Source organism: Streptomyces sp. NPDC096311, from assembly GCF_044763085.1.
In the GTDB taxonomy this organism is placed as follows: Bacteria; Actinomycetota; Actinomycetes; order Streptomycetales; family Streptomycetaceae; genus Streptomyces.
In genome coordinates this window covers 492,355-517,523 of the sequence record NZ_JBIWFN010000003.1, presented here as the reverse complement: position 1 = coordinate 517,523, position 25,169 = coordinate 492,355, and the positions used below count along the sequence as shown (strand labels likewise).

Below are 25,169 nucleotides of genomic sequence, written 5' to 3'. Positions count from 1 at the left end.
ACGCATGCGGGTGGACGGGGATTCGGGGCGGAGCCCCGATGGTGTGTCCCGGTGAACGGCGAGGCCTTCTCGCGGTGGTCGCTGGGCGCGGCGTACTCTGAGATTGGACTAGACCTGTAGCCGCCCCAGAGGAAGAGGCCCCATGAGCGAGCGCAAGCGTGCAGTTCTGGAGGTGATCGCCCTCGGCGTGGAGGACGCGGTCGCCGCCCAGGCCGGAGGCGCCGACCGGCTGGAGCTGGTCACCGACATGGCCGCCGACGGGCTCACCCCGGCGGTGGAGACCTTCGCCGGGATCCGCGCCGCCGTCGATATCTCGCTGCGCGTGATGCTGAGGCGTGCGGACGGCTTCGCGGCGGGCGCTGCCAAGGATATCGACGCGCTCGTACGGGTCGCGGGGGAGATGCGGGCCGCCGGAGCGGACGAGTTCGTGCTCGGCTTCCTCGACGAGCACGGCGGCCCCGACCTGTCCGCCGTGGAGCGGATCGTCGCCGAACTGGACGGCTGCCCCTGGACGTTCCACCGCGCGATCGACCGCGCCGCCGACCGGGACTCCCTGCGCAAGCAGCTCGCGGACCTGCCGGGCCTGGACGCGTACCTCACGGCGGGTTCCCCGGACGGCGTGGACGACGGTTTCCCGACCCTCCTCGCCGAGGCCGCCCGCCGCACCGAACCCGGTTACGAGCCGCGGATCATGGTGGGCGGCGGGCTGCGTCTCGACCATGTTCCTCGGCTGAGGGCCGCGGGGATCGACGCCTTCCACATCGGTGGGGCGGCCCGGCCCGGCGGATGGAACGAGCCGGTGACGGTGGCGGCCGTACGGGAGTGGCGGCAGGCCCTGGACGCGTAGCGGCCGGCATCGACCTGAAGAGCCGTGCGGAGTCATTGAAGAGTCGTGAAGAGCACGGCCGTACGCGTGCCGCGCCGTTGTCGAAGGGCCCGCCGGGCCCGGACGGGCTCTAGCCCAGTTGCTGCGGCAGCGGGGCCGCGTGGGTGACGGTCAGGCCCGAGACCGCTCGGGTCAGGGCCACGTACAGGCGGCGCAGCCCGGTCCGCTCGTCCGGCTCGCCGTCGACCACGGCCTGCGGCTCGTCCAGGACCACATAGTCGTACTCCAGGCCCTTGGCGAGGGAGGCGGGGACGAGGGTGAGGCGGGTCTGAGCCGTCGTCTCCTCGCCGGGGCCCAGGTACGTCAGGCCCGCCGCCGTCAGCGCCTCGGTGAGCGCCGGGATCCGGGCGTCGGCGGCGATGAGACCGACCGAACCCTCGTTGCGCAGCAACTCCTCGCAGGCGTCCACGACCTGCTCGTCGGCGGTCGTCGGCCGCACCTCGAAGAAGCCCGGGTTCTCACGGACCGACGCCACCGGGGTCAGGCCCGGCGCGATGTGCGGCAGCAGTCGGGAGGCGTAGGTGATGACGTCGGTGGGGACGCGGAAACCGGCGGTCAGCTCCTCGATCACCGCTTCCCCCTTGCCGAGGTGCGCGAGCGCCTCGTCCCAACTCCGTGTCGCCCAGGGGGTCGTGCCCTGTGCGAGGTCGCCGAGCACGGTCGCCGAACCCGTCGTGCAGCGCCGCCCCACCGCCCGGTACTGCATCGGCGACAGATCCTGCGCCTCGTCGAGCACGACATGGCCGAGGGAGTGGGTGCGCTGGACGAGATCGGTGGCCTCGTCGATCAGCACGGCGTCGGCGGGCGACCACCTGGCCGACTTCACCGACCGCACCGGTTTCGACCAGAGGATCTCCTTCTGTTCGTCCTCGTCGAGGATTCCGTCCGCGTGGACGGCCAGGAAGTCGGCGTCGGTGAGCAGGCGAAGGACCAGCTTGGCGGGGTCGACCGGCGGCCAGACCGCCTTGACGGCCGCCTTCACCGCGGTGTTGCGGGCCACGGCGTCCTGCACCCGGTCGTCCGGTGCCTCGCCCGAGCGCTCCATCTGGACCAGCACGGCGTGCGCGATCCGCTGCGGAAGGGCCTCGCGGGCGGCGCCGTACCGGATGTCGCGGTCCAGCAACTCCCCGACGATCGTCTCGAGTTCGTACGCCGGGACACGCCAGCGCCGCGACCCGCGCACGACCACGACGCCCTCGGTCGGGAGCGTCACGTGCGAGCGGACGGCCCGGCGCAGCACCTCAGCCATCCGGGCGTCGCCCTTGACGACGGCGGCGGTCGCGTCGTCCGTCCCGCGTACCTCCACATGCGCGACGAGGTCGTCGACCGTCGCCTGCTTGACCTCGAGCTCGCCCAGCGCGGGCAGCACCTGCTCGATGTAGTGCAGGAAGGACTTGTTCGGCCCGATGACCAGGGTGCCGGTGCGGGCCAGCCGCTCCCGGTGGGCGTAGAGGAGGTAGGCGACGCGGTGCAGGCCGACGGCCGTCTTCCCGGTGCCGGGGCCGCCCTGCACGCAGACGGAGCCCGCGAGACCCGACCGTACGATCTCGTCCTGTTCCGGCTGGATGGTCGCCACGATGTCCCGCATCGGGCCGACGCGCGGGCGCTCGATCTCCTGCTGGAGCAGCTTGCTGGTCGCCGCGGCCTCGGAGGGGTCGGACAGGTGCTCGTCCTCGTACGCCGTGAGGTCGCCGCCGGTGTACCCGAAGCGGCGGCGCAGTCCGACGTCCATCGGGTCCTTCTTCGAGGCCCGGTAGAACGGCTGCGACACCGGCGCGCGCCAGTCGATGACCATCGGGTCGCCCTCGGCGTCGTGCACATGCCGGCGCCCGATGTAGAAACGCTCACCCTCCGCGCCCTCGGCCTTGTCGGCGCCGGGTGCGTGCAGATAGTCCAGCCGGCCGAAGAACAGCGGGGTGTGGCTGAGGTCGGCGAGGGCCTTGATCCGCTCGTCGATCTGGTGCTGGAGGACCGCGGCGTTCACCCAGTTCGCGGTGACGTCCGTGATGTCGAGGTTCTCCACGTCCTCGCGCATCGCGCGCAGTGCCGCGCGGGACGAACCGAGGTGGGCGCGCTCGCGGGAGAGGGGGTCCTGGGCGGGTGGGGTGGACAACGTGGTGCCTCCGGAAGACCTGCTGCGTGTGAGTGGGTACGGCGGTCGAGCCGTTGGATGCTGTCCGGTTTCCGGCCGGGCGGCGGCACTCCGTCGAGGGAGGCGGGCAAGAGCGGAGATTCTAGGTCAGGGGAGGAGGTCCGGGCCAACTCTTTTTCGCGGATCGCTCGCGGCATCGTTCGCGGAAGCGTTCGCGGCGTCCTGCGCGGCATCAGGGATGCGACCCCCATATCCCTAGGGGGCGCCGTCCATCGTGAGGCGTACACGCGGAGGCCTGGAGGCGTACGAGGGGCCGCCGAGGTTCGGTCCATAGGCCGACGCCATATGGGGTCGCGCATTTCATCATGGATACATGAGCGCAGCAACCTTCACCCCAGGCCCTTCCCAGCGCGGACCCGCCGCTCATGGCGCGACCGCCTTCTCCGCCGCCCACCACCGCCACCGTGTCGGCGACGCCCTGCACGCCGTCAAGGTCTTCGTGGGCGCGGCGTTCGGCGTGGTGCTCCTCGGTGAGTACGAGGAGGAGGCGGGCGTACGACGCCGGTGAGCCGTCCGCCGGGGTGAACCGTCCCGGCACTAGGGTCACTCCGTGCTTCAGCGGAACGTGACCGATCGCTCACTCGACGAAGTTCTCCCGTTCTCCGACCCTCGTCTCTCCGTCCCTCGTCTCTCCGTCTCCCGTTTCTCCGTCTCCCGCTTCCCCGCGTCTCTTCTTCCCTTCCTCCTGCTTGCCACTTCCCTCGCCGCGTTCGCCGCGCTGTGTCTTCTCCGGCGCACCCCGATGGCCGATGCGCTCGTCTACCGGGCCGAGGGTGCGGCCGTCGTCCACGGCACGGATCTCTACGGGTTCACCGTCACCGAGTGGCAGCTGCCCGCCACGTACCCGCCCTTCGCGGCGGTCCTCTTCGTCCCGCTGACCTGGCTGCCGCTGCCCGTCCTCAAGGCCGCCTTCGTCGCCGGGAACGTGGCCCTGCTGGCCGTGCTGGTCCGGCTCTCCTGCCGTCTCGCGGGCCTGCCGACGCGGCTGCCCGCGCTCTGCGCCGCCACCGCGCTCGCCCTGTGGCTCGAACCCGTCTTCCAGAGCGTGCTCTTCGGCCAGATCAACCTCGCCATCGCCTGTCTGATCCTCTGGGACCTGACACGGCCGCCCGGCGCCCCCGGCAAGGGCATCGCACTCGGCATCGCGGCCGGGGTGAAACTGACCCCCGCCGTCTTCGTGGCGTATCTGCTGCTCAGGGGCCGGCGACGGGAAGCGGCCACCGCTCTGGCGGCCTTCGCCGGGACCGTACTCCTGGGAGCGCTCGCCCTTCCCGGCGCGAGCGTCGACTTCTGGACCCGGCGGCTCTATGAGACCGGCCGCGTCGGCAAGGTGTGGATCGTCGACAACCAGTCGCTCCAGGGGCTGATCGCGCGGGCGCTGGGGGACCCGGCGCCGGGTCTGCTGTGGGCCGTACCCGCGCTGGCCGTCGCGTCGGCGGGACTGTGGCTGGCCCGCCGCGCGCGCACCGACCGCGAGGGCGTCCTCGTCACCGCCCTCACGGCCCTGCTGATCTCACCCATCAGCTGGTCGCACCACTGGGTGTGGTGCGTCCCGCTGATCGCCGTGCTCTACGCCGAACACGGCCCGCGCCCGGCCGCCGCCACCGCCGCGGTCTTCGCGGCCCGCACCCTCTGGCTGGTCCCCCACCAGGGCGATCTGGACCTTCGTCTGCCCTGGTGGCAGCAGCCGTTCGCCTCGCCGTACGCCCTGCTGGGGTTGGTACTGCTGGTTCAGTTGTCGGCCAGGAGCTCGTCGGCGTCGACGATCCGGTAGGCGTACCCCTGCTCCGCCAGGAACCGCTGCCGATGGGCGGCGAAGTCCTGGTCGATGGTGTCGCGGGCGACGACGGAGTAGAAGTGCGCCTGGTGGCCGTCGGCCTTCGGGCGCAGCACGCGGCCGAGGCGCTGGGCCTCCTCCTGGCGCGAGCCGAAGGTGCCCGACACCTGGATGGCGACGGTCGCCTCCGGCAGGTCGATGGAGAAGTTGGCGACCTTCGACACGACGAGCACGCTGATCTCGCCCTCCCGGAAGGCGTCGAACAGCTTCTCCCGCTGCGCGTTGCTGGTCTCGCCCTTGATGACGGGCGCGTTCAAGTGCTCGCCCAGCTCGTCGAGTTGGTCGATGTACTGGCCGATCACGAGGATCTGCTGCCCCGCGAACTTCCGTACCAGCGCCTCGGTCACCTTCCGCTTGGTCGCGGTCGTCGCGCAGAACCGGTACTTCTCCTCGGTCTCGGCGGTGGCGTACGCGAGCCGCTCGGAGTCGGTGAGATTGACGCGGACCTCGACACAGTCGGCGGGCGCGATGTACCCCTGCGCCTCGATCTCCTTCCAGGGCGCGTCGAACCGCTTGGGCCCGATGAGCGAGAAGACGTCCGACTCGCGCCCGTCCTCGCGGACCAGGGTCGCGGTCAGGCCCAGCCGCCGTCGCGCCTGGAGATCGGCCGTGAACTTGAAGACGGGCGCGGGCAGCAGGTGCACCTCGTCGTAGACGATGAGTCCCCAGTCCCGGGAGTCGAACAGCTCCAGGTGGGGATAGACGCCCTTCCGCTTGGTCGTCAGCACCTGGTAGGTGGCGATGGTGACCGGGCGGATCTCCTTCCTCGTCCCGCTGTACTCGCCGATCTCGTCCTCGGTCAGCGAGGTCCGCTTCACCAGCTCGTGCTTCCACTGCCGGGCGGAGACGGTGTTGGTGACGAGGATGAGCGTGGTGGCCTTGGCCTGCGCCATGGACCCGGCGCCGACGAGCGTCTTCCCGGCTCCACAGGGCAGGACGACAACGCCCGACCCGCCGTGCCAGAAGTTCTCCACGGCCTGCTTCTGGTACGGCCGCAGCGCCCAGCCGTCCTCGGCCAGCTCGATCGGGTGCGCCTCCCCGTCGACGTAACCGGCGAGGTCCTCGGCCGGCCAGCCCAGCTTCAGCAGCGTCTGCTTGATCTGCCCGCGCTCGGAGGGGTGCACGGCCACGGTGTCCGGGTCGATCCGGTTGCCGACGAGCGGGATGATCCGCTTCGACCGCAGGATCTCCTCCAGGACGGGCCGGTCGGTGGTGGTCAGCACCAGCCCGTGGGCCGGGTGCTTGCTGAGGGTGAGACGGCCGTAGCGGTCCATCGTCTCGGCGATGTCGACGAGCAGCGCGTGCGGCACGGGGTAGCGGCTGAACTCGACGAGCGCGTCGACGACCTGCTCGGCGTCGTGGCCCGCGGCGCGCGCGTTCCACAGGCCGAGCGGCGTCACCCGGTAGGTGTGGATGTGCTCGGGCGCGCGCTCCAGCTCGGCGAACGGCGCGATGGCCCGACGGCAGGCGTCGGCCTGCTCGTGGTCGACTTCCAGGAGCAGGGTCTTGTCGCTCTGGACGATGAGGGGTCCGTTCACACCCGTCCCTTTCTGCGTGCCGTCACCCCGCGCGGATGACCGGCCAAACGTCCAGTGTGCCTCAAGGGGCGGTGATCACGGCTGGTCGTCGGCGAGCTCGGCGACCCCCGTCACGCGGTGCAACGGATAGGTGCGGACCTCGTCCGCGGTGTGGTCGTACGCCGTCACGAAGCCGCCCTCCACCCGGATCGGGGCGATCACGCGCTGGCTGGCGGCGCCCTCGGCGTTCACGTACCCGATCCACACCGCCTCACCGGTCATGACGGCGGCCTGCATGGTGGCGAGGGTCTCGGCGGAGCTGGTGCGCGGCAGCTCGCCGGTCCCCGGCGCCGGTGCCTGCGTGTCCTTGCGCGGGGTCGTGGAGGCCAGGTCACCGGCGCGGATGGCGCGGATCGCGGCACCGAGGAGGGTGGCGTCGGGCACCGGCGGACCGTCCGGGACCGGCACGGGGGCGGAGCGCGGCGGGGTGCGGTGGGCATGCGCGCGGGTGATCAGCACATCGCCCTCGGCGGACTCCGCGGCGGGCGCGAAACCCATCGAGCGCAGGCCCTCCAGCAGGGCCGCCGGGTCGGCCTGGGCGGCGAGCACGGTGGGTGCGAGGCGGCGCAGCCGCAGTCCCTGCGAGCGCTTGTCGGCGAGGATCTCGCTCAGCAGCGCGTCGTCGTCGCAGCGGACGTACGCCGAGGCCGCGCCGATCCGCAGATGGCCGTGCCGGCGCGCCACGTCGTCGATCAGATAGGCGAGCGGCTGCGGGACGGGCGTGCGGGAGTGGGCCGCGAGGAACGCGTGCAGGTCCGAGGCCGACCGGCCCGCGTCCAGAGCCCGCCGCACCGACCCCGGGGTGAAGCGGTAGACCGTCGCCCCGCCCTTCGACTCGACGTCCGCGAGCACGCCGAGCGTGTCGGCGAGGGGCCGCTCCAGCGGGCCGGGGGCGACGGCGGTCAGGTCCGCCTGGAGGAGGACGTGGTCCAGGGGCTCGGGCAGCAGCGGGGCGAGGAGCCGGGCGGCGTGGGCGACGGCGGCGGCCTGCTCGGCGGGGGAGCGCGGGGTTTCGGAGAGGGGGGCTTCGACGGCGGGGCGGTGGTGCTTGTGGGCGGGGAGCTTGTCGCCGGGACCGGACGGGGCGCGCGTCCCGGTCTCCCGCACGCTCGCCGACGGCAGCCCCAGCAGCGCCCGCCCCTGCGCCGAGAGGGCGCCCCGGCCGGTGACTCCCAGCAGCTCCGACTCGGACAGCGTCCACCGGGCGAGCCGGGCCCGCAGATCCTCGGCCGTGCTCCGGTCCCCGCGCAGCGGACGCTCCCACTGGAGGTGGGCGAGGACCGAGTCCGGGGTGGCGGCGGCGCCCTCGGGCAGGGTGGCGAGGAGGGTGAGGACGCGGTGGCGGACCTCGGGGGCCGCCGAGCGGTCGAGGCCGGGTCCCAGCGCCGACAACGTACGGTCCTTCGTGTCCCGCCCGCCGATCAGGCCCGCCGTGCGGGTCGCGGCCAGCCAGGCCGAGGCGAGCGTGGCCCACCGTTCGGCGGCGGGCCTCTCCAGCCACTCGTCATGGGCGGGGGTGGCCGCGTACCGCTCGTCGGCCTCCCCGTCCGAGGCCAGCAGTCCCGCCGCGTAGGCGAGCTCGACCCAGAACGCGGCCACCGGCTCCGCGACGTCCAGCGCCACCGCCGTCCGCTTCAGGTCCCGCACGCTGAGCCCACCGGCACGCAGTACGGCGGGCCCGCCCTCGTGCCAGTCCTTCAGCAGCTCCTCGACGGTGGCGAGAGCCGTGTACGCCTGGCCCGCCGCCGCACTGTCCACAACCTGTGGACGGTGCGTCCGCGCTGCCTCGACCGCCGGGGCCACCGGTTCCGTCGCCCGGTGCGCGCGGCCCGCCCGCAGATGCAGGGCGACCTCCCGGGGCAGTACGACCGTGCCGGGTGCCGTCGGCAGCAGCAGCCCGCGGTCGATCAGCCAGCGCAGGTGGCGTGCCGGGTCGGCGGTCACCTGGCCGTACGGCGGGCCCCACACCAGCCGGGACAGCACGTCCACCGCCTCGGCGGGGGCGGTGTCGAGGAGCGCCGACATCCGGGCCCGGTCGGTGAACAGCGCGGTGAGCGAGGTGACCGCGGAGACGGAGTCGTGGGTGGTCGGCAGTCCGGCCTCGGCCACGATCTCCTGGATACGCCCCGGGGACATCCCGGCCGTGGCTTCGGCGACGGTCGGGCCCAGGCCGGTGGGGGACGGGTGCTGAGGAGACGGCGCGAGCAGCTCGCGCGCCGTCCGTACGAGGCGCAGGCGGTCGTCGGGGCCCCACACCAGGGCCTGCTCGCGCAGCGTCCCCAGAGCGCGCGGGAACGCCGCCGTGACCGCGGGGTCCTTGTCGTCGCCCGCTAGGAGTGCGAGCAGTTCGTCGTGCGCCGCCGGGTCCGACGCGACGGCGAGGGCCTCCGCGGTCTGGAGCGCGAACCGGTCCAGGCGCTCCAGGGCGCGGACCACCGAGGCGCGGGTGCCGGCGCGGGTGGCGAGCTGGGTGAGGTCCGTGGGGACGGGGGTGATGAGGTCGGGGCGGGTGCGGAGGAGGGCCGACAGGGAGGCGTCGTCCCGGGCGCGGAGGGCTTCCGCGAGGGAGCGCGGAGCGGTGCCCTGCGGGGCGCGGTCCGGCTGGGGGTGCTCCTCTGTGCTCATCCGCTCAACGGTAGTGGTTTCTCGCCCCCGCCGCCCCTACCCACCCCATCCCCAGGGCTACGCCCCGCACCCCGGGTGTGTTGCTCAGTTGACGGCCGGTGGGGGCTGGCCGCGCAGTTCCCCGCGCCCCTGGGGCCCGGGGCTGCGCCCCGACGCCCCCACCCGGGGGTCTGGGGGCGAAGAACTCGGGGTGTACGCGGTACCGTCGTGGCCACGGGGTCTCTAACGTGCGCGCCCCGGAGGGGACTTCGTGGGGATTGAGAGCGACCAGCTCGTATTCGACTATCTGAGCCGCGTCGGAGACCTGGCCCAGCAGCGCCAGCTGCCCTCGGCCACCCGCATGCGACTCGTGTCGGAGCTGCGCAACGAGATCGACCGACGCCGGGCGAAGGCCCCCGTCGACAGCCCGGCCGCCGTCCGCCGCATCCTCTCCCGCCTCGGCACCCCGGACGACATCGTCGCCGCCGCCCGCGAGGGCGCCCCCGAGGCCGGTACGGACACCTGGGCCGCCGTCCCCACCCAGCGCGCCGGCCAGGACGCCGACCGCCCCAAGGGCCTGCGCCGAGTCGTCCCGAGGCCGCGCCCGGCGGAACCGAAACCCACGCCCCGCCCCACCGAGGCCGACGACGCCCCCTCCCCGCCCCACCTCGCGAGCACGCACGAACTGGGCGACAGCTCCGCGGATCCGGACTGGTGGCGCAAGGACACCAGCCCGTTCGGGCTGGGGGACAGCGTGCCGGGATTCGTCGGCGGCGTGGAGATCCCCGAGCTGCTCAAACCGCCACCGCAGCACGAGGACGACGACGAGGACGCGACCGGGGACGGGGACGATCCGGCCAAGTCCGCCAAGTCCTCCAGGTCTTCCAGGTCTTCCAAGCCCTCCAAGCCCTCCAAGTCGGTCAAGTCGCCCAAGGCCGAGAAGTCCGCCCCCGTCGAAGATTCCGACGTCGCCGCCGCGCCCCGTCGTCGGCTCCCCCGCCCCGGCAACTGGAGCAACCCCCTCCTTCTGCTGTCCGCCGTCCTCCTCGTCGTCGGCGCCGCCCTCGGCAACTGGTTCGCCCTCGGCCTCGGCTGGCTCATCGCCTGGGCCTCCCGCCGGCTGAGCCCCCTCGAGTCGAAGTGGGCCGTGCTCGGCATGCCGGGGCTGGCCGTGACGGCGGGCGTCGTCTGGCTGTGGGGCCGTACGGACGGCCGCTGGGGCGATCCGATCGTCAAGGGGCACATGAACGAGGCGGTCGCGCAGACCTGGCCGTGGGTGGTCAGGGGCGCGGCCGTGGCCTCGGCGCTGTACCTGGTGTGGCGCTCCCAGCGACGCCGCTGACCCGCGCGACCGACCGCCACCGGCCCTTACATGGGCACATGGGCGCGTGGGCACAATGGTCCATATGCCTATCGCATCGACGACCCCCCGGACTCCCCACCTGCTGACCGTCGGCTTCGACCTCGACATGACCCTGATCGACTCCCGCCCCGGCATCCACGCCTGCTACCAGGCACTTTCGGAGCGCACGGGGACGTACATCGACTGCGACCTGGCCGTCACGCGCCTCGGACCGCCGCTGGCGGAGGAGTTGATCAACTGGTTCCCGGCGGACCAGGTGCCCGCGATCGCCGACCTCTACCGCGAGATGTACCCCGCGCACGCGATCACGGGCACGCTCGCGATGCCCGGCGCCCGCGAGGCCGTCGCGGCGGTCCGCGCGGCGGGCGGGCGCGCGGTCGTGGTCACCGCGAAGTGGGAGCCCAACGCCAAACTGCATCTGGACCACCTGGGCATCGACGCCGACGCGGTCGTCGGCAACCTGTGGGCCGAGCAGAAGGCGCAGGCGCTGCGGGAGCACGGCGCGAGCGTGTACGTCGGCGACCACACCGGCGACGTCCGCGGTGCGCGCACCGCGGACGCGTACTCCGTCGCGGTCGCCACCGGCCCGTGCGACGCGGCGGAGTTGCGCGTGGCGGGCGCGGATGTCGTGCTGGCCGACCTGACGGAGTTCCCGGCGTGGCTGAGCGACTACCGGGGGGATTACCGGGAGGCAGTACGGGCCTGAATCGCGCGGGCCTGACGGCGTCCCGCGGCGATGGACCGGAACACCCCCGCCGCGGCGATCAGGAAGCCGACGCCCATGAGCATGCTCAAGCCGAACATATACGTCGGAAAAGGCGTCGTATGGAGGAGTAGCGGGGCCACAGTGAACAGTGTGGCCACGGCTCCGATGAAGAACACGATGGCACCGGCACGGATCAGCCGGTCACCGGGCTCGGCGGAATTCGGTTGGGTTTTGTCACGCACCGGACCAGGGTAGTTCCCAGCGCGAAGGAACAATCCGGCGACGTCTTGTCACCGGCCCCGGGACCATTAGCCTTGGTACCGGCGGGTCGACGACCCGCTGTAGTGCTATCCGGGGCAGTTTCCGACCGTTGCCCGTGCAACGGCCCGAGTGTGCGCCCGTGCAGTTTCAGAGCAGTTTCCGACGAGTACGAGGACGAGGACAGACGTGCCTACCGGCAAGGTCAAGTGGTTCAACAGCGAGAAGGGCTTCGGCTTTCTCTCCCGCGACGACGGCGGCGACGTCTTCGTTCATTCCTCGGTCCTGCCCGCCGGAGTAGATGTGCTCAAGCCCGGCCAGCGCGTGGAGTTCGGCGTCGTCGCCGGACAGCGCGGTGACCAGGCGCTTTCGGTGACCATCCTGGACCCGACCCCCTCCGTCGCGGCCGCCCAGCGCCGTAAGCCGGACGAACTGGCCTCCATCGTGCAGGATCTGACGACCCTTCTCGAGAACATCACGCCGATGCTGGAGAAGGGCCGCTACCCCGAGAAGACCTCCGGCAAGAAGATCGCGGGCCTTCTGCGAGCGGTCGCCGACCAACTCGACGTATAGCCCGCGGGCGGGCGGAAGGAAGCGCCGGAGGCGTATCCGGGCCGGGGGGCGTGAACTGCCTCCCGGCCCCGTCCATGCCGTCGGCCGGGGATCAGGGGAACGACAGGGCGTGGGGTCCGAGTGCCGGGACCAGTCCTTCGGCGGCGGCGCGGGTGAGCAGGCCCCGGATCGCGGCGTAGCCGTCCTCCCCGAGGTCGGCGGTGAACTCGTTGACGTACAGGCCGATGTGCTGGTCGGCGACGGCCGGGTCCATCTCCTGGGCGTGTTCGAGGACGTAGGGGCGGGAGATCTCCGGGTCGTCCCAGGCGGCGCGGACCGAGGCACGGACGGCGTCGGCGAGGCCCTTCAGACGCTCCTCGCCCAGCGCGCGCTTGGCGATGATCGCGCCGAGGGGGATGGGCAGTCCGGTCGTGCGCTCCCAGTGCTCGCCCATGTCGGCGAGCTTGTGCAGCCCGTAGTTCTGGTACGTGAAACGGGCCTCGTGGATGACGAGTCCGGCGTCGACCTTCCCGTCCCGTACCGCCGGCATGATCTCGTGGAAGGGCATGACGACGATCTCGCCGACCCCGCCGGGAACGGTGTCCGCGGCCCAGAGACGGAAGAGCAGGTAGGCGGTCGACCGCTCGCTCGGCACGGCGACCGTGCGCCCGGTCAGGTCCGCGTCCGGCTCACGGGTGAGGACCAGCGGCCCGCAGCCCCGGCCCAGTGCGCCCCCGCACGGCAGCAGCGCGTACTCGTCGAGGACGTACGGCAGGACGGCGTACGACACCTTCAGCACGTCGAACTCGCCGCGCTCGGCCATGCCGTTGGTGATGTCGATGTCCGCGAAGGTCACGTCGAGCGCGGGCGCGCCCGGGACGCGGCCGTGGGCCCAGGCGTCGAAGACGAAGGTGTCGTTCGGGCAGGGCGAGTACGCGATCTGCAGCGTCTTCTCAGGGCTGGTGGTCTGGGTCATGTGGGTTCCAACTCTCCAGGACGGGCGCGAGCTTCCCGAACGCCTCGGTGAGGGCCGCGAGAGCCTCCCCGATGCGCCAGGCGGCGCGGTCGCGCGGGCCGACGGGGTTGGAGACCGCGCGCATCTCCAGCACGGGCACACCGTGCGCGGCGGCCGCCTCGGCGACGCCGAAGCCCTCCATGGCCTCGGCGAGGGCGCGCGGGTGGCGGGCCCGCAGCTCGGCGGCGCGCTCGGCGCTGCCCGTCACGGTGGACACGGTCAGTACGGTTCCGGCGCGTCCACCCGTGGCCGACACGACTTCTCGTACGAGTGATGATGGCGGACGGTGGCTGACGGTCCCGAACCCGAGCTCGGTGACCGGCAGGAACCCGTCCGCGGTCTCGGCGCCCAGGTCCGCCACGGTGATCTCGTCGGCGACGACAAGAGACCCCACCGGAGCCTCCGGCTGAAAACCGCCCCCGATCCCGGTGGAGACGACGAGGTCGTAGGGGGCGCCGTCCAGGGCGGCCGCGGTGAGCGCGCCCGCGGTGGACGCGGCGGCCGGAGCGGGCCCCACCCCGGCGGCCAGCAGGTCGAGGCTCACGCGGGCGGACGTGCTGTCGCGGGCGGCCGGGGACAGCCGCTCCAGGGTCGTCCCGGGCAGCCGCAGCGAACGGCCGGTGGCCGTGAACGCCCCGGCCACCGCGTCCCTCTCCACGGGAACGGCGGTGGCCACCAGCACCTTCAGCCCAGCGGCAGCGATCAGGCGTCCTTCTTGAACTTGAAGGTCCACAGCCCGGTCACCGTCTTGTCGCCCTCCTTGATGGAGACCAGCGTGGAGTTGCCGCTCGCGCCGTACTGCGCGTTGAAGAACACGCTGCCCGGGATCGTGCGGTACGTCTTCTTGCTGGAGTCGGTCAGCGGCTGACCGTTCATCAGGATCGTCCAGCCGTTGTCGGCGATCTTCGGGTCCACACCGAACCGGACGGTCTCGTCGGGGTCGACCTTGATGGACTTGATGTCCGTGCCCTTGAGGCACTTGGCCAGGTCCGCGGCCTTCACCTCCTTGCCGTCGTTGTAGCAGTCGGTCTCGGAGCTGACGGAGTTCTTGCCGACCGTGATGGTGGCCAGCGGCGTCGGCTTGTCACAGGCGGACAGGACGAGAAGTCCGGCGGAAACGGCGCCGAGAGCGGCAACGGCGCGACGGCGATGTCCATTGGCGGCTCTGCCGCGGGGCAGGGAGGTCATGGCCGAAGGCTATCGGGCACGTCCACCGCTCTCCCCACGTGGGGTACGGCGTGCCGCCGTCAGGCCACGCGTGAGCGCGCCGGGCCCCCGCGCCGCGCCGCGCCGAGCAGCCCTCGCGTGGTGGTCAGCCATCCGACGGCGACGATCGCGGCGGCCACCGACAGGCCGAGCGTGCCGTTGAGGGGCAGCACGATGCCGATCGCGCCGCCGAACACCCAGGCCACCTGCAACAGCGTCTCCGAGCGCGCGAACGCCGACGTACGGACGAGTTCCGGCACGTCCCGCTGGATCAGCGCGTCCAGGGAGAGCTTGGCGAGCGCCTGCGAGAACCCCGCGACCGCCGTCAGACAGGCCACCAGGAAGGCCCCGAAGAAGAGGGCGGCGGTGATCGCGGCGCCCAGCACGCACGCGACGACCGTCACGATGATGATCTCCGGGGCGCGCGATTTCAGCCAGGCCCCGACCGCCGTGCCGAGCGCGTTGCCCGCGCCCGCCGAGACGCCCACTATCCCGAGCGAGACGGCCGCGCTCTCGCCGGTGAGCGGGTGCTCGCGGAGCAGGAAGGCGAGGAAGAAGATCAGGAAGCCGGAGAGACAGCGCAGGGCCGCGTTGGCGCCGAGGGCGTGGGTGACGGCCGTACCGACGGTGCGCAGTCCCGGCCGCCGCAGCTTGTCCTTGATGAGCTGCGGTCCGTGCAGATGCTCCTCGTCCGCGACCAGCAGCGCCCGGTCCTCGCCCTTGGCCGAGTCGACCTTGGGCGGCAGCGTGAACGACAGGAACGTGCCCGCGATGAAGATGACGAAGGCGCCGTAGAGCGGATAGCGCGGGCCGAGGGCCTGCAACCCCGCCCCGATCGGCGCGGCGATGCCGGTGGCCAGGAGTCCGCCCAGGGTGACCCGGGAATTCGCCTTCACCAGGGAGAACCGGGGTGGCAACAGCCGCGGCACCACGGCGCTTCGTACGACCCCGTACGACCTGGACGCGACCAGCACTCCCAGCGCGGCGGGATACAGCTCCAGGCTGCCGGTCACGACCGCGCCCGACAGCAGCAGCGCGAGCAGGGCCCGGGCGAACATCGCGCCCGCCATCGCGGCCCGGCGGCCGTGCGGCAGACGGTCCAGAAGCGGGCCGATCACCGGGGCGAGGACGGTGAACGGCGCCATGGTGATGGCGAGGTAGAGAGCGACGCGCCCGCGTGCCTCGTCGGTGGGCACCGAGAAGAAGACGGTGGAGGCGAGCGCGACGGTGATCATGACATCGCCGGCGCCGTTCACCGCGTGCAGCTCGATCAGTTTCCCGAGGCCGGATTCGCCCGCTCCGTGCGCGTGGGTCGCCTTGCGGATCCCGCGCGCCGTTCCGGTCACCGGGAAATGCAGGGCACGGCCCACCGCGCGGACGGAACCGGTCATCCGGCCCGATCCGCCACTTCTGGTGCCCCCCTTGGCAGCGCCGACACCGGCGGCTCCTTGGGGCGACCTTGCGGCTGCCACTCCGCAATAGTGCCCCGAGAAGTGCGTACGTAGTGGGGTTACCGCGCGTATGGCGGCCGAGTGGGCTGGTGACGGGCCGTATGCGGGGCGCGTGTCGGGGTGCCGAACCGGACCGGGGCGGGGGCGAGGAGCGTTTTCCGGCCGACCGCGACGGTTGTGCGAGGTTCTTTTCGATCCGTACGAGAGGGCGTGTGGGGTGGGAAAACACTGCCTCGGAGCGGTCCGGAAACCTGGCGCGGAGTGCGGAAGCGCCCCGCCGGTGTGGGCCCAGGGCTCAGGAGAAGGTAGCGTGCGTAGCGCGCCTGCGGCGGTTGTTCTCGGCCGCGCGCCTCTCGGTCATCCCGCAGAATGGATGACGTAGGTGCGCCCGAGTGCGATCGGGCGTGGACGTCGACGCGGCCCACCGGTCCGCTCCGTCCGCACTCCCGCCGAGGAATGGCGCACCCGTGAGACGGCGTAGGAGAGAAGCGATACCTGTGAGCGCAGCGACAACGCGAAGCCGCACCCCCGACCGCCTGTGCGCCGAGGCCGTCGACCTCGCGCGCACCGCCGCCGAGGAGGCCGCCGCCCCCGGCGTCGTCGGCGAGTACGTGGGACTGGTCTCCGAGGGGGACCGCGTTGTCACGCACTACTTCGAGTGCAAGGAGTTCGGGTACCGCGGCTGGCGCTGGGCCGTCACCGTCGCCCGTGCCTCCCGCGCGAAGGTCGTCACGCTCGACGAGACGGTGCTGCTGCCCGGCCCCGACTCCCTGCTCGCCCCCGAGTGGGTGCCGTGGAGCGAGCGGCTGCGTCCCGGGGACATGGGCCCGGGCGACCTGCTGCCCACGGACGCCGAGGATCTGCGTCTGGAGCCCGGTTTCTCCGGGGAGGACGAGCCCGCGCCGAACTCCGCGGTCTCCCAGGACATGGCGGAACTGGTCGAGGCGGAGGACGCCGAGGTCACCGCCGGTACCCCCGCGCACCTGCCGTTCGCCCCGCGCCGCGGCTCGATCGCGGCCGTCGCGGAGGAACTCGGCCTGCGCCGGGCGCGTGTCCTCTCCCGCTACGGCCTGCATGTCGCGGCCGACCGCTGGGAGGAGTCGTACGGCCCCAAGACGGCGATGGCCCAGGCCGCCCCCGCGTCCTGCGTCAGTTGTGGCTTCCTGAACCCCATCGGGGGCTCGCTCGGGCAGGCGTTCGGTGTCTGCGCGAACGAGTTCTCTCCGGCGGACGGGCGTGTCGTCTCGCTCTCCTACGGCTGTGGCGGCCACTCCGAGGCCGCGGTCATGCCCAAACCTCCCCGCCCGGCCCCTCCGGTCATCGACGAGACCCAGGTGGACCCCTTCCCCCTGCGCCCGTCCCCGGACTCCGGTTCGGTCTCCCTCACCCCCGACGAAACCGCAGCCGAACTGGGCCACTCGTAGGTTCCCTCGCCCCCGCCGCCCCTACCCGACCCATCCCAGGGGCTCCGCCCCTGACCCCCGCATCGGCCTGAACGGCCTCGTCCTCACATGCCGGACAGGCTGAAGATGCGCGCAGCGCCCCTGCAAGGGGCGCGGGGAACTGCGCGACCGGCCCCCGCCGGGCCCGCAGCCAAACGAATCGGGCGGGCGGAGGCACGGGCCCTGGAACGCCGGGTGCCCGCGGGTTTTCAGGGGCGCGGGGAACCGCGCGACCAGCCCCCACCGGCCCGCAGGCAGGGGATCTGTGGGCGGGGATTCCGGGGCGTAGCCCCGGTTCAGGCCCCCCGGCGGCTCGCACGCACCGTGGGCCGGGCCGGAACCCCTTCCGCCGCGCGGTACCTTCATGCCGCGGCCGAGCCCAGCGCTCGCGATCGCGCGAAGCGAGAGGGAGAGTGAACCGTGAGCAAGTTCGTGCGGCCGGCAGCCGAGGGCGCGGACCCGTTCGGCACGGCCCGCCTGCGCCGCGGCGTGCAGGACGCCTGGGCCACCAGCCCGGCCCGGTTCCGCGAGGACGCCAACGCCGAGGAGGACCTCGTCCTCGGCGGCTACCGGGACCGGCTCGTCGTCGAGCTCGCCCAGAACGCCGCCGACGCGGCAGCCCGCGCCGGCGTCCCCGGCCGTCTCCGCCTCACCCTCCGCGACGGAGTGCTCCTCGCGGCCAACACCGGCGCCCCCCTCGACGCGGCCGGCGTCGAATCGCTCGCCACCCTCCGCGCCTCCGCGAAGCGGGACGCGCACGACACCGCCGTCGGCCGCTTCGGCGTCGGCTTCGCGGCCGTCCTCGCGGTGACCGACGAGCCCGCCGTGGTCGGCCGGCACGGCGGCGTGCGCTGGTCCCTCGCCGAGGCCCGCGAACTGGCGGCGGACACCGCCCGCCACAGCCCGGGCCTCGGGGACGAGATCCGTCGGCGCGACGGTCATGTGCCGCTGCTGCGGCTGCCGTTCGCGGCCGAGGGCACCGCCCCGGACCCGTACGACACCGTCGTGATCCTCCCGCTGCGCGACCCCGCCGCCGAGGGCCTCGCCGAGCGCCTCCTGCAGAACATCGACGACGCCCTCCTGCTCGCCCTCCCGGGCCTGGAGGAAGTGATCGTCGAGGTCGGGGAGGGCGGCGAGGACGTCCGCACGCTGCGGCGCCGCGGCGACGAGCACGGCGTCACCATCGAGGACTCCCGCCACGGCACCACGCCCTACCGCACCGTCTCCCACCACGGCCCCCTCGACCCCGCCCTGCTCGCCGACCGCCCGGTCGAGGAGCGCCTGCGCCCGCACTGGTCGGTGACCTGGGCCGTCCCGGTGGACGAGGACGGCACGCCCGCCAGGCCCCGTACCAGCCCCGTCGTGCACGCGCCCACCCCCAGCGACGAACCCCTCGGCGTGCCGGCCCTCCTCATCGCCTCCCTCCCGCTCGACACCACCCGGCGCCATGCCGCGCCCGGTCCGCTCACCGAGTTCCTGGTGGAGCGCGCCGCGGACGCCTACGCCGAACTCCTCGCCGCCTGGCGCCCCGTGGACACCGGGATCATCGACCTCGTGCCCGGCCCCCTCGGCAAGGGCGAGCTGGACGGCACCCTGCGCCAGGCGATCCTGGACCGGCTGCCGCGTACCGCCTTCCTGCCGCCCGCCGTCCCGCAGGCCAAGGACCAGGACACTCCGGTGGACTGGCCCGAGGGCGAGAGCGACGCGACCGGGGCCGGGATCGCTCTCGCGGAGATCGCGGAGATCGCGGAGATCGCGGAGAACCCGGACGCCCTCCGGCCGCGCGACGCCGAGGTCGTCGAGGGCGCCGGTGCCGATACCGTCCGCGTCCTCGCCGAGGTGATCCCCAGCCTGCTGCCCGCCGGGCTGGAACGCCGGGTGGAGCTGCGGACGCTGGGTGTCGCCCGCGTCCCGCTCACCGAGGCCGTGGACCGGCTGGCCGGCCTGGAGAAGGACCCGGGCTGGTGGCGGCGGCTGTACGACAGCCTCGCCGGCGTCGACCCGGACCGGCTCTCCGGCCTGCCCGTACCGCTCGCCGACGGCCGTACGACCATCGGCCCCCGCCAGATCCTGCTGCCGCTCCCCGACGGACCTACTCCCGACGACACCTGGGCCGCCACCTCCGACGCCCTCGCCCGCCTCGGCCTCAAGGTCGCCCACCCGGACGCCGCCCACCCCCTCCTGGAGAAGCTGGGCGCCCTCCCGGCCACCCCCCGCGCCGTCCTCACCACCCCTCAGGTGCGTGCCGCCGTCGCCGCCTCCCTCGACGACGAGGGCGCGGCCTGGGACCAGGAGACCCCGGACACCGAGGAGCTGGCGGACCTCGTCCTCGCCCTCGTCCGCGACGCCGCCCTCGAACCCGGCGACGAACCCTGGCTCGGCGCCCTCGCCCTGCCCGACGAGGAGGGCGAACTCCTCCCCGCGGGCGAACTCGTGCTGCCCGGCAGCCCCTTCGCGCAGGTCATGCGCGAGGACGAACTCGCCCTCGTCGACGGCGAGCTGGCCGACCGCTGGGGCGAACAGCCGCTCGCGGCCTGTGGTGTGCTCGCCGACTTCACCCTCGTCCGCGCCACCGACGTCGTCCTCGACCCGGACGAACTGGAGCCCCGCGACTCGGACTTCGCCGAACCCGACGACGCGGGTCTGCTGGATGCCGTCGACGTGTGGTGCGAGGACGTCCTCGACCGGCTGCCCGACACGCCGGTGCCGCCGGTCGCGACGGAGATCGTCGCCGTACGGGACCTGGACCTGGTCGACGACGACCGCTGGCCGCAGGCACTCGCCCTGCTCTCCCGGCCGCCCCTGCGGGACGCGCTCACCCAGCCGGTGCGGATCCTCCTCCCGGACGGCACGCACGAGATCGTCCGGCCGTACACGGCGTGGTGGCTGCGCGACCACCCCGTCCTCGACGGCCGCCGTCCGGCTGGTCTGCGGGCCGAGGGCGGCGACCCCCTCCTGCACGGCCTGTACGACGCCGCCGACGCCACCGGTTTCGACGACGAGCAGGTCCTGCGGGCGCTGGGCGTACGCACGTCCGTGGCGGCCCTCCTGGGTGAGCCCGGCGGCGCCGCCGAACTCCTCGACCGGCTCGCCGACCCCGACCGCGAGGTCTCCGGAGCGCAACTCCACGCCCTCTACGGGGCCTTGGCCGACCTCGATCCCGAACAGGTGACCCTGCCGGACGAGGTGCGGGCCGTGGTGGACGGCGAGGTGGCCGTGGTGGACGCCGCCGACGCCGTGGTCGTCGACTCGCCCGACCTGCTGCCCTTCACCGGCGGCATGCCGCTGCTCCCCGTGCGGCCCGCGCGCGCCGCCGATCTCGCCGAGCTGTTCCAGGTGCGGCGGCTCAGCGAGTCGGTGACCGGCGAGGTGACCTCGGAGGGCACCGAGCACGACGTACCGGAGTCCGTGCGGGTCCTGCTGGGCCCCTCGACCCCCACCTCGTACGTCGAACACGAGGAACTCGTCGTCGACGGCACCGAATTGGACTGGCGCCGCACGCGGGACGGGGTGCTGCACGCCGCCACCCTGGAGGGCGTGGCGGCCGGCCTCGCCTGGGCGGCCGGACAGTGGCCGCGCCGCTTCGAGGTCGCGGCCCTGCTGGAGGACCCGTCCCGCACGGAGGAACTGGCCCGGGACCGCTGGTTCGACTGAGCTCGGGCAGGGGCCCGTCGGAGGGCGTACGCGGTCGTCCGCGTCCCCTCCGGCGGGCTCGTGCTGTGACCTTCGTCATACCCGCACAAAGGTTCCACAGGCCGTACAACCATTCGCTCGCCTCGCGAATCTGATCACCCGAGTCAACAGACTCCATGATCACTTGGGCCCCAAGGGAAGACGAGCCGTGAGGAACGACCACTCACCACCGGGGCCCCTTTCTCCACTTGGGGATCGCATGCGCATTCGCGCCACTGTGGCCGCCGTCTCCGGCGCCCTGGCCCTCTCTGCCTTCGTCGTGCCGGCCGCTCACGCCGACGAGGCCCATGGAGACACCAAGATCTCCAACGTCGTCGTCAACGGCGGCAAGGGGGTTGTCTTCGGCACGACCACGAAGAAGACCATCACGGTCACCTTCACGGCCTCCGACAACTCCGGCATCAAAATGGCGCTCGCGGTCCTGTACCACGGCGCGAACATCGACGACTCCGACAACGGCGCCGTGCCGAACGAGAACGGCGGCGCGAAGGCCACCTGCACCGCGGTCAGCAGCACGACCTCGAACTGCAAGGAGACCTTCACGATCCAGGCCAACGAGCAGCTGCTCAACGCGCACGCGGGCACCTGGAAGGTCTGGGCGATCGCGCAGGGCAAGGACGCCAACTACGTCCAGAAGGACAACGCCAAGAGCTTCTACGTCCAGCGCGCCTCCAAGCTGACGGTCAACGCGGCCCCGGAGCCGGTGAAGAAGGGCAAGACCATCACGGTCACCGGTGCCCTGACCCGCGCCGACTGGCAGACCGGCAAGTACACGGGTTACACGGGCCAGCCGGTGAAGCTGCAGTTCAAGAAGAAGGGCGCCAGCGCCTACACCACGGTCAAGACGATCAAGACGACCTCGGGTGGCGCGCTGAAGACGACGGTCACGGCGTCCGTCGACGGCACCTTCCGCTACTCCTTCGCGGGCACCACGACGACCCCGGCCGTCAGCGCCACGGGCGACTACGTCGACGTGCAGTAGTCACCACCAGCTGTTTTGTGCTTCTCCCCGCGTCCCATCCAGGGGCGCGGGTTCGTCGTTTGGCACCTCGCTCGGTTCGTCAGCCGGCACATCAACCCATGGGGGGAATCCATGCGCAAACGCACCACCACCGTCGCCCTGCTCGCGTCCTTCGCCGCAGCCGGAGCCGCTCTGGCGCCCGCGGCCTTCGCGGACGGCAGCCAGGGGGACACGAAGATCACCAAGGTCGTCGTGAACGGCGGCAAGGACGTCGTCATCGGCGCGGCGACCGTCAAGAAGTTCACGGTCTCGGTCACCGCCACCGACGACAAGGGCATCAAGGGCGCCGACATCACCCTCAACGGCCCCGGCTACGGCATCCTCACCACGTCCTCGGTGAAGTGCGTCGCCGCGAGCGCCACGACGTCGACCTGCTCCACCAGCTTCACCGTCGACCCGCGGGTGTACGACGTCACGAGCGACCAGGCGGGCACCTGGTACGTGGACGCCTGGGTCGACGCCAACGGCGACGACTCCCACTTCATCTGGAAGGAGAAGGCGGGCAGCTTCAAGCTCCAGCGCCTCTCCAAGCTGACGGTCAACGCGGCCCCCGAGCCGGTGAAGAAGGGCAAGACCATCACGGTCACCGGTGCCCTGACGCGCGCGAGCTGGGAGTACGGGAAGTACGTGGGCTACACGGGTCAGCCGGTGAAGCTGCAGTTCAAGAAGAAGGGCGCCAGCGCCTACACCACGGTCAAGACGGTCAAGACGACCAGCGGCGGCGCCCTGAAGACGACGGTCAAGGCGTCCGTCGACGGCACCTACCGCTATGCCTTCGCCGGCACCACGACCACCCCGGCGGTCAACGCCACCGGTGACTACATCGACGTGCGCTGACCCACGCGGGCCGCGACACGAAGGCCGGGTGCTGCCCTGTTGACGGGCGGCATCCGGCCTCTTCTCCTCCTGATGGGTTACGCCGGGAAGCGGCGGTCCACCCATTTCCACAGGAACTCCAAAGTGGCCGCCGCCACCACCGAGATGCCCACCGCGATCCACGGCATCTGCACGCCCACCAGCTTCAGGGCGAAGAAGTGCTGGAGCCACGGCACGATCAGCACGACGAGGAACGCCAGGCCCATCGAGGCCACCAGGGCGACGCGCCACCAGGTGTACGGGCGGGCGATGATCGCCAGCACCCACATCGAGATCAGGAACAGTGTCAGCGTGGCGGCGCTGGTCTCCGCGTCCAGCTCGCCCGGCCCGGTGTAGTGGTGACGGGCCACCAGATACGTGATGAAGGTGGCGACGCCCGCGACGACGCCGCCGGGGATCGAGTACCGCATGACCCGCCGGACGAAGTGCGGTCTCGCCCGCTCCGTGTTGGGCGCGAGCGCGAGGAAGAACGCCGGGATGCCGATGGTCAGCGTGGACAGCAGGGTCAGGTGCCGGGGCAGGAAGGGGTATTCGACCCGCCAGCACACCACCAGGATGGCCAGCAGCACCGAGTAGACCGTCTTCACCAGGAAGAGGGTCGCGACGCGGGTGATGTTGCCGATGACCCGGCGGCCCTCCGCGACCACCGAGGGCAGCGTCGAGAAGCTGTTGTTGAGCAGCACGATCTGGGCCACCGCCCGGGTCGCCTCCGAGCCCGATCCCATGGACACGCCGATGTCGGCGTCCTTCAGGGCGAGCACGTCGTTCACGCCGTCGCCCGTCATCGCCACCGTGTGGCCGCGTGACTGGAGCGCGCCCACCATGTCCCGCTTCTGCTGCGGGGTGACCCGTCCGAACACCGTGCCCTTGTCCAGCGACTTCGCCATCTCCTCCTTCTCGTCGGGAAGGTGGCGCGCGTCCACGACAGTGCCGCTCAGGCCGAGCTTCCCGGCCACCGCGCCCACCGAGATCGCGTTGTCGCCGGAGATGACCTTCGCCTTGACGTCCTGCTCGGCGAAGTAGCGCAGGGTGTCCGCCGCGTCCGGGCGCAGCCGCTGCTCCAGGACCACCAGCGCGGTGGGGCGGGCGCCCTCCGTCACCTTGGGGTCGTCGAGGTCCTTCGAGGCCTTGGCGAGCAGCAGCACCCGCAGCCCGTCCTCGTTCAGCCGCGCGGTCTCGGCGAGCGCCGGATCCCCGTCGGGCAGCAGGACGTCGGGGGCGCCGAGCAGCCACGTACTCGACTCGCCGTTGCCCTCGCTGAAGGACGCCCCGCTGTACTTGCGGGCCGAGGAGAACGGCAGCGACTCGGTGCAGCGCCAGTCCTCGCTGTCCGGGTAGGAGTTGATGATCGCCTGGAGGGAGGCGTTCGGGCGCGGGTCGGACTCGCCGAGCGCCCCGAGGGCCTTGCGTATGTACGTCTCGTCGGCGCCCTGGACGGGCCGCAGCTCGGTGACGTCCATGCCGCCCTCGGTGAGGGTGCCGGTCTTGTCGAGGCAGACGGTGTCGATGCGGGCGAGGCCTTCGATGGCGGGAAGTTCCTGCACGAGGCACTGTTTCCGGCCAAGCCGGATGACGCCGATCGCGAAGGCCACGGAGGTGAGCAGGACGAGGCCCTCGGGGACCATCGGAACGATCCCGCCGACCGTACGGGCGATGGAGTCCTTGAAGCCGTGCTGCTTGACCACGAGCTGGCTGATGACCAGACCGATCGCGGTCGGGATCATCATCCACGTCACGTACTTGAGGATCGTGGAGATACCGCTGCGCAGCTCGGAGTGGACCAGTGTGAACCGGGACGCCTCCTCGGCGAGCTGCGCCGCGTACGCCTCCCGGCCCACCTTCGTCGCGGTGAACGCGCCGCCGCCCGCGACCACGAAGCTGCCCGACATCACCTCGTCGCCGGCGCGCTTGACCACCGGGTCCGCCTCGCCGGTGAGCAGTGACTCGTCGATCTCCAGACCGTCCGCCTCGACGCACGAGCCGTCCACGACGATCTTGTCCCCGGGCCCGATCTCGATCACGTCGTCCAGCACGATCTCCGACGTACTGATCTCGCCCGCGACCCCGTCCCTGCGGACCGTCGGCTTCGCCTCGCCGATCACCGCGAGCGAGTCCAGGGTCTTCTTGGCCCGCCACTCCTGGATGATGCCGATCCCGGTGTTGGCGATGATCACGTACCCGAACAGGCTGTCCTGGAACGGCGCCACGAACAGCATGATCAGCCAGAGCACACCGATGATCGCGTTGAACCGGGTGAAGACGTTGGCGCGGACGATCTCGCCCATGGAGCGGCTGCTGCGCACGGGGACGTCGTTCACCTCGCCGCGGGCGACCCGTTCGGCCACTTCGGCGGCGGACAGCCCCGGAGCCCGCTTGGGGGCGGGCAGGGGCACGGGGTGAACAGGGTCGAGTTCGGCGCCCGCGTCGATGTGCGTCATGCATTCGACGGTACGTGTGGAAATACGGCTTCACCCGCCGAGTGCCCCAAAGATCCGACCAGGGGAGGACCGGGGCGGCGGCGCGTGATGCC

19 protein-coding genes are annotated in these 25,169 nt (G+C 72.2%); 10 read left to right on the top strand and 9 right to left on the bottom strand.

Going from position 1 to position 25,169, the window contains the following annotated elements; genetic code table 11:
• Positions 1-142 precede the first annotated feature (142 nt).
• A complete protein-coding gene (locus tag ACIRA5_RS10595) occupies positions 143-847 on the top strand; it encodes a copper homeostasis protein CutC (protein WP_403689428.1) in 705 nt (234 codons plus the stop codon).
• Positions 848-956: 109 nt separating this feature from the next.
• On the opposite strand, the gene ACIRA5_RS10590 is transcribed toward ACIRA5_RS10595, so the two are convergent.
• Positions 957-2,921, bottom strand: a complete 1,965-nt coding sequence (locus ACIRA5_RS10590; protein ID WP_403689762.1) for a HelD family protein — start codon at positions 2,919-2,921, stop codon at positions 957-959.
• A 430-nt stretch (positions 2,922-3,351) separates the two neighbouring features.
• On the opposite strand from ACIRA5_RS10590, the gene ACIRA5_RS10585 reads away from it, so the two are divergent.
• Positions 3,352-3,546 carry a hypothetical protein gene (locus ACIRA5_RS10585; RefSeq protein WP_403689426.1) on the top strand — a complete coding sequence of 65 codons (195 nt, stop codon included), beginning with the start codon at positions 3,352-3,354 and terminating at the stop codon, positions 3,544-3,546.
• Between the two features lie 177 nt (positions 3,547-3,723).
• On the top strand, positions 3,724-4,812 hold the full coding sequence (locus ACIRA5_RS10580) for a glycosyltransferase 87 family protein (protein ID WP_403689759.1): 1,089 nt from the start codon (positions 3,724-3,726) through the stop codon (positions 4,810-4,812).
• On the opposite strand, the gene ACIRA5_RS10575 is transcribed toward ACIRA5_RS10580, so the two are convergent.
• Both ACIRA5_RS10575 and ACIRA5_RS10570 read right to left on the bottom strand, forming a co-directional pair.
• Positions 4,770-6,413: a DNA repair helicase XPB gene (locus tag ACIRA5_RS10575; protein WP_351308044.1), complete on the bottom strand. Its 1,644-nt coding sequence runs from the start codon at positions 6,411-6,413 to the stop codon at positions 4,770-4,772. The two genes, ACIRA5_RS10580 and ACIRA5_RS10575, sit on opposite strands and share 43 nt — an antisense overlap.
• Before the next feature lie 75 nt (positions 6,414-6,488).
• Positions 6,489-9,077, bottom strand: a complete 2,589-nt coding sequence (locus tag ACIRA5_RS10570; protein WP_403689424.1) for a helicase-associated domain-containing protein — start codon at positions 9,075-9,077, stop codon at positions 6,489-6,491.
• 250 nt (positions 9,078-9,327) lie between these two features.
• Here ACIRA5_RS10570 and ACIRA5_RS10565 point away from each other — a divergent pair, with 250 nt between their 5' ends.
• Both ACIRA5_RS10565 and ACIRA5_RS10560 read left to right on the top strand, forming a co-directional pair.
• Positions 9,328-10,398 (top strand): hypothetical protein, encoded by a 1,071-nt coding sequence (locus tag ACIRA5_RS10565; RefSeq protein WP_403689422.1) that lies wholly within the window; start codon positions 9,328-9,330, stop codon positions 10,396-10,398.
• Positions 10,399-10,453: 55 nt separating this feature from the next.
• A complete protein-coding gene (locus ACIRA5_RS10560) occupies positions 10,454-11,125 on the top strand; it encodes an HAD family hydrolase (protein WP_403689419.1) in 672 nt (223 codons plus the stop codon).
• Here the strand turns inward: ACIRA5_RS10560 and ACIRA5_RS10555 are convergent.
• On the bottom strand, positions 11,101-11,367 hold the full coding sequence (locus ACIRA5_RS10555) for a hypothetical protein (protein WP_403689417.1): 267 nt from the start codon (positions 11,365-11,367) through the stop codon (positions 11,101-11,103). The genes ACIRA5_RS10560 and ACIRA5_RS10555 overlap by 25 nt on opposite strands.
• A gap of 205 nt (positions 11,368-11,572) precedes the next feature.
• Here ACIRA5_RS10555 and ACIRA5_RS10550 point away from each other — a divergent pair, with 205 nt between their 5' ends.
• The gene (locus tag ACIRA5_RS10550) at positions 11,573-11,956 is read left to right on the top strand and encodes a cold-shock protein (protein ID WP_352044096.1); all 384 of its coding nucleotides are present in this window, start codon (positions 11,573-11,575) and stop codon (positions 11,954-11,956) included.
• A 91-nt stretch (positions 11,957-12,047) separates the two neighbouring features.
• Here the strand turns inward: ACIRA5_RS10550 and ACIRA5_RS10545 are convergent, their stop codons facing one another.
• The 4 genes from ACIRA5_RS10545 to ACIRA5_RS10530 are packed head-to-tail and all read right to left on the bottom strand — an operon-like array spanning position 12,048 to position 15,628.
• Positions 12,048-12,911 carry a 1,4-dihydroxy-6-naphthoate synthase gene (locus tag ACIRA5_RS10545; protein ID WP_403689415.1) on the bottom strand — a complete coding sequence of 288 codons (864 nt, stop codon included), beginning with the start codon at positions 12,909-12,911 and terminating at the stop codon, positions 12,048-12,050.
• Positions 12,889-13,626 (bottom strand): futalosine hydrolase, encoded by a 738-nt coding sequence (locus ACIRA5_RS10540; protein ID WP_403689413.1) that lies wholly within the window; start codon positions 13,624-13,626, stop codon positions 12,889-12,891. The genes ACIRA5_RS10545 and ACIRA5_RS10540 overlap by 23 nt, the downstream gene beginning before the upstream one ends.
• A 26-nt stretch (positions 13,627-13,652) precedes the next feature.
• Positions 13,653-14,138, bottom strand: coding sequence for a DUF2771 domain-containing protein (locus tag ACIRA5_RS10535; protein ID WP_382183447.1), 486 nt, complete (start codon positions 14,136-14,138; stop codon positions 13,653-13,655).
• Positions 14,139-14,197: 59 nt separating this feature from the next.
• On the bottom strand, positions 14,198-15,628 hold the full coding sequence (locus ACIRA5_RS10530; RefSeq protein WP_403689410.1) for an MFS transporter: 1,431 nt from the start codon (positions 15,626-15,628) through the stop codon (positions 14,198-14,200).
• 476 nt (positions 15,629-16,104) lie between these two features.
• On the opposite strand from ACIRA5_RS10530, the gene ACIRA5_RS10525 reads away from it, so the two are divergent.
• From ACIRA5_RS10525 to ACIRA5_RS10510, 4 genes are all read left to right on the top strand, one after another.
• Positions 16,105-17,031, top strand: coding sequence for a DUF3027 domain-containing protein (locus tag ACIRA5_RS10525; RefSeq protein WP_403689407.1), 927 nt, complete (start codon positions 16,105-16,107; stop codon positions 17,029-17,031).
• A 438-nt stretch (positions 17,032-17,469) separates the two neighbouring features.
• Positions 17,470-20,703 carry a sacsin N-terminal ATP-binding-like domain-containing protein gene (locus ACIRA5_RS10520; RefSeq protein ID WP_403689405.1) on the top strand — a complete coding sequence of 1,078 codons (3,234 nt, stop codon included), beginning with the start codon at positions 17,470-17,472 and terminating at the stop codon, positions 20,701-20,703.
• A gap of 238 nt (positions 20,704-20,941) precedes the next feature.
• Positions 20,942-21,724 (top strand): DUF5707 domain-containing protein, encoded by a 783-nt coding sequence (locus ACIRA5_RS10515; RefSeq protein WP_403689403.1) that lies wholly within the window; start codon positions 20,942-20,944, stop codon positions 21,722-21,724.
• 111 nt (positions 21,725-21,835) lie between these two features.
• On the top strand, positions 21,836-22,600 hold the full coding sequence (locus ACIRA5_RS10510; RefSeq protein ID WP_403689401.1) for a calcium-binding protein: 765 nt from the start codon (positions 21,836-21,838) through the stop codon (positions 22,598-22,600).
• Positions 22,601-22,677: 77 nt separating this feature from the next.
• On the opposite strand, the gene ACIRA5_RS10505 is transcribed toward ACIRA5_RS10510, so the two are convergent.
• Positions 22,678-25,077: a cation-translocating P-type ATPase gene (locus ACIRA5_RS10505; protein WP_403689399.1), complete on the bottom strand. Its 2,400-nt coding sequence runs from the start codon at positions 25,075-25,077 to the stop codon at positions 22,678-22,680.
• Positions 25,078-25,169 lie beyond the last annotated feature (92 nt).

Excerpts from the sequence above, each read along its gene's own strand:
- ACIRA5_RS10595 (WP_403689428.1), top strand. The coding sequence starts at position 143 with ATGAGCGAGCGCAAGCGTGCAGTTCTGGAGGTGATCGCCCTCGGCGTG.
- ACIRA5_RS10590 (WP_403689762.1), bottom strand. The coding sequence starts at position 2,921 with ATGCGCGAGGACGTGGAGAACCTCGACATCACGGACGTCACCGCGAAC.
- ACIRA5_RS10585 (WP_403689426.1), top strand. The coding sequence starts at position 3,352 with ATGAGCGCAGCAACCTTCACCCCAGGCCCTTCCCAGCGCGGACCCGCC.
- ACIRA5_RS10570 (WP_403689424.1), bottom strand. The coding sequence starts at position 9,077 with ATGAGCACAGAGGAGCACCCCCAGCCGGACCGCGCCCCGCAGGGCACC.
- ACIRA5_RS10560 (WP_403689419.1), top strand. The coding sequence starts at position 10,454 with ATGGTCCATATGCCTATCGCATCGACGACCCCCCGGACTCCCCACCTG.
- ACIRA5_RS10545 (WP_403689415.1), bottom strand. The coding sequence starts at position 12,911 with ATGACCCAGACCACCAGCCCTGAGAAGACGCTGCAGATCGCGTACTCG.
- ACIRA5_RS10535 (WP_382183447.1), bottom strand. The coding sequence starts at position 14,138 with ATGACCTCCCTGCCCCGCGGCAGAGCCGCCAATGGACATCGCCGTCGC.
- ACIRA5_RS10515 (WP_403689403.1), top strand. The coding sequence starts at position 20,942 with ATGCGCATTCGCGCCACTGTGGCCGCCGTCTCCGGCGCCCTGGCCCTC.
- ACIRA5_RS10510 (WP_403689401.1), top strand. The coding sequence starts at position 21,836 with ATGCGCAAACGCACCACCACCGTCGCCCTGCTCGCGTCCTTCGCCGCA.
- ACIRA5_RS10505 (WP_403689399.1), bottom strand. The coding sequence starts at position 25,077 with ATGACGCACATCGACGCGGGCGCCGAACTCGACCCTGTTCACCCCGTG.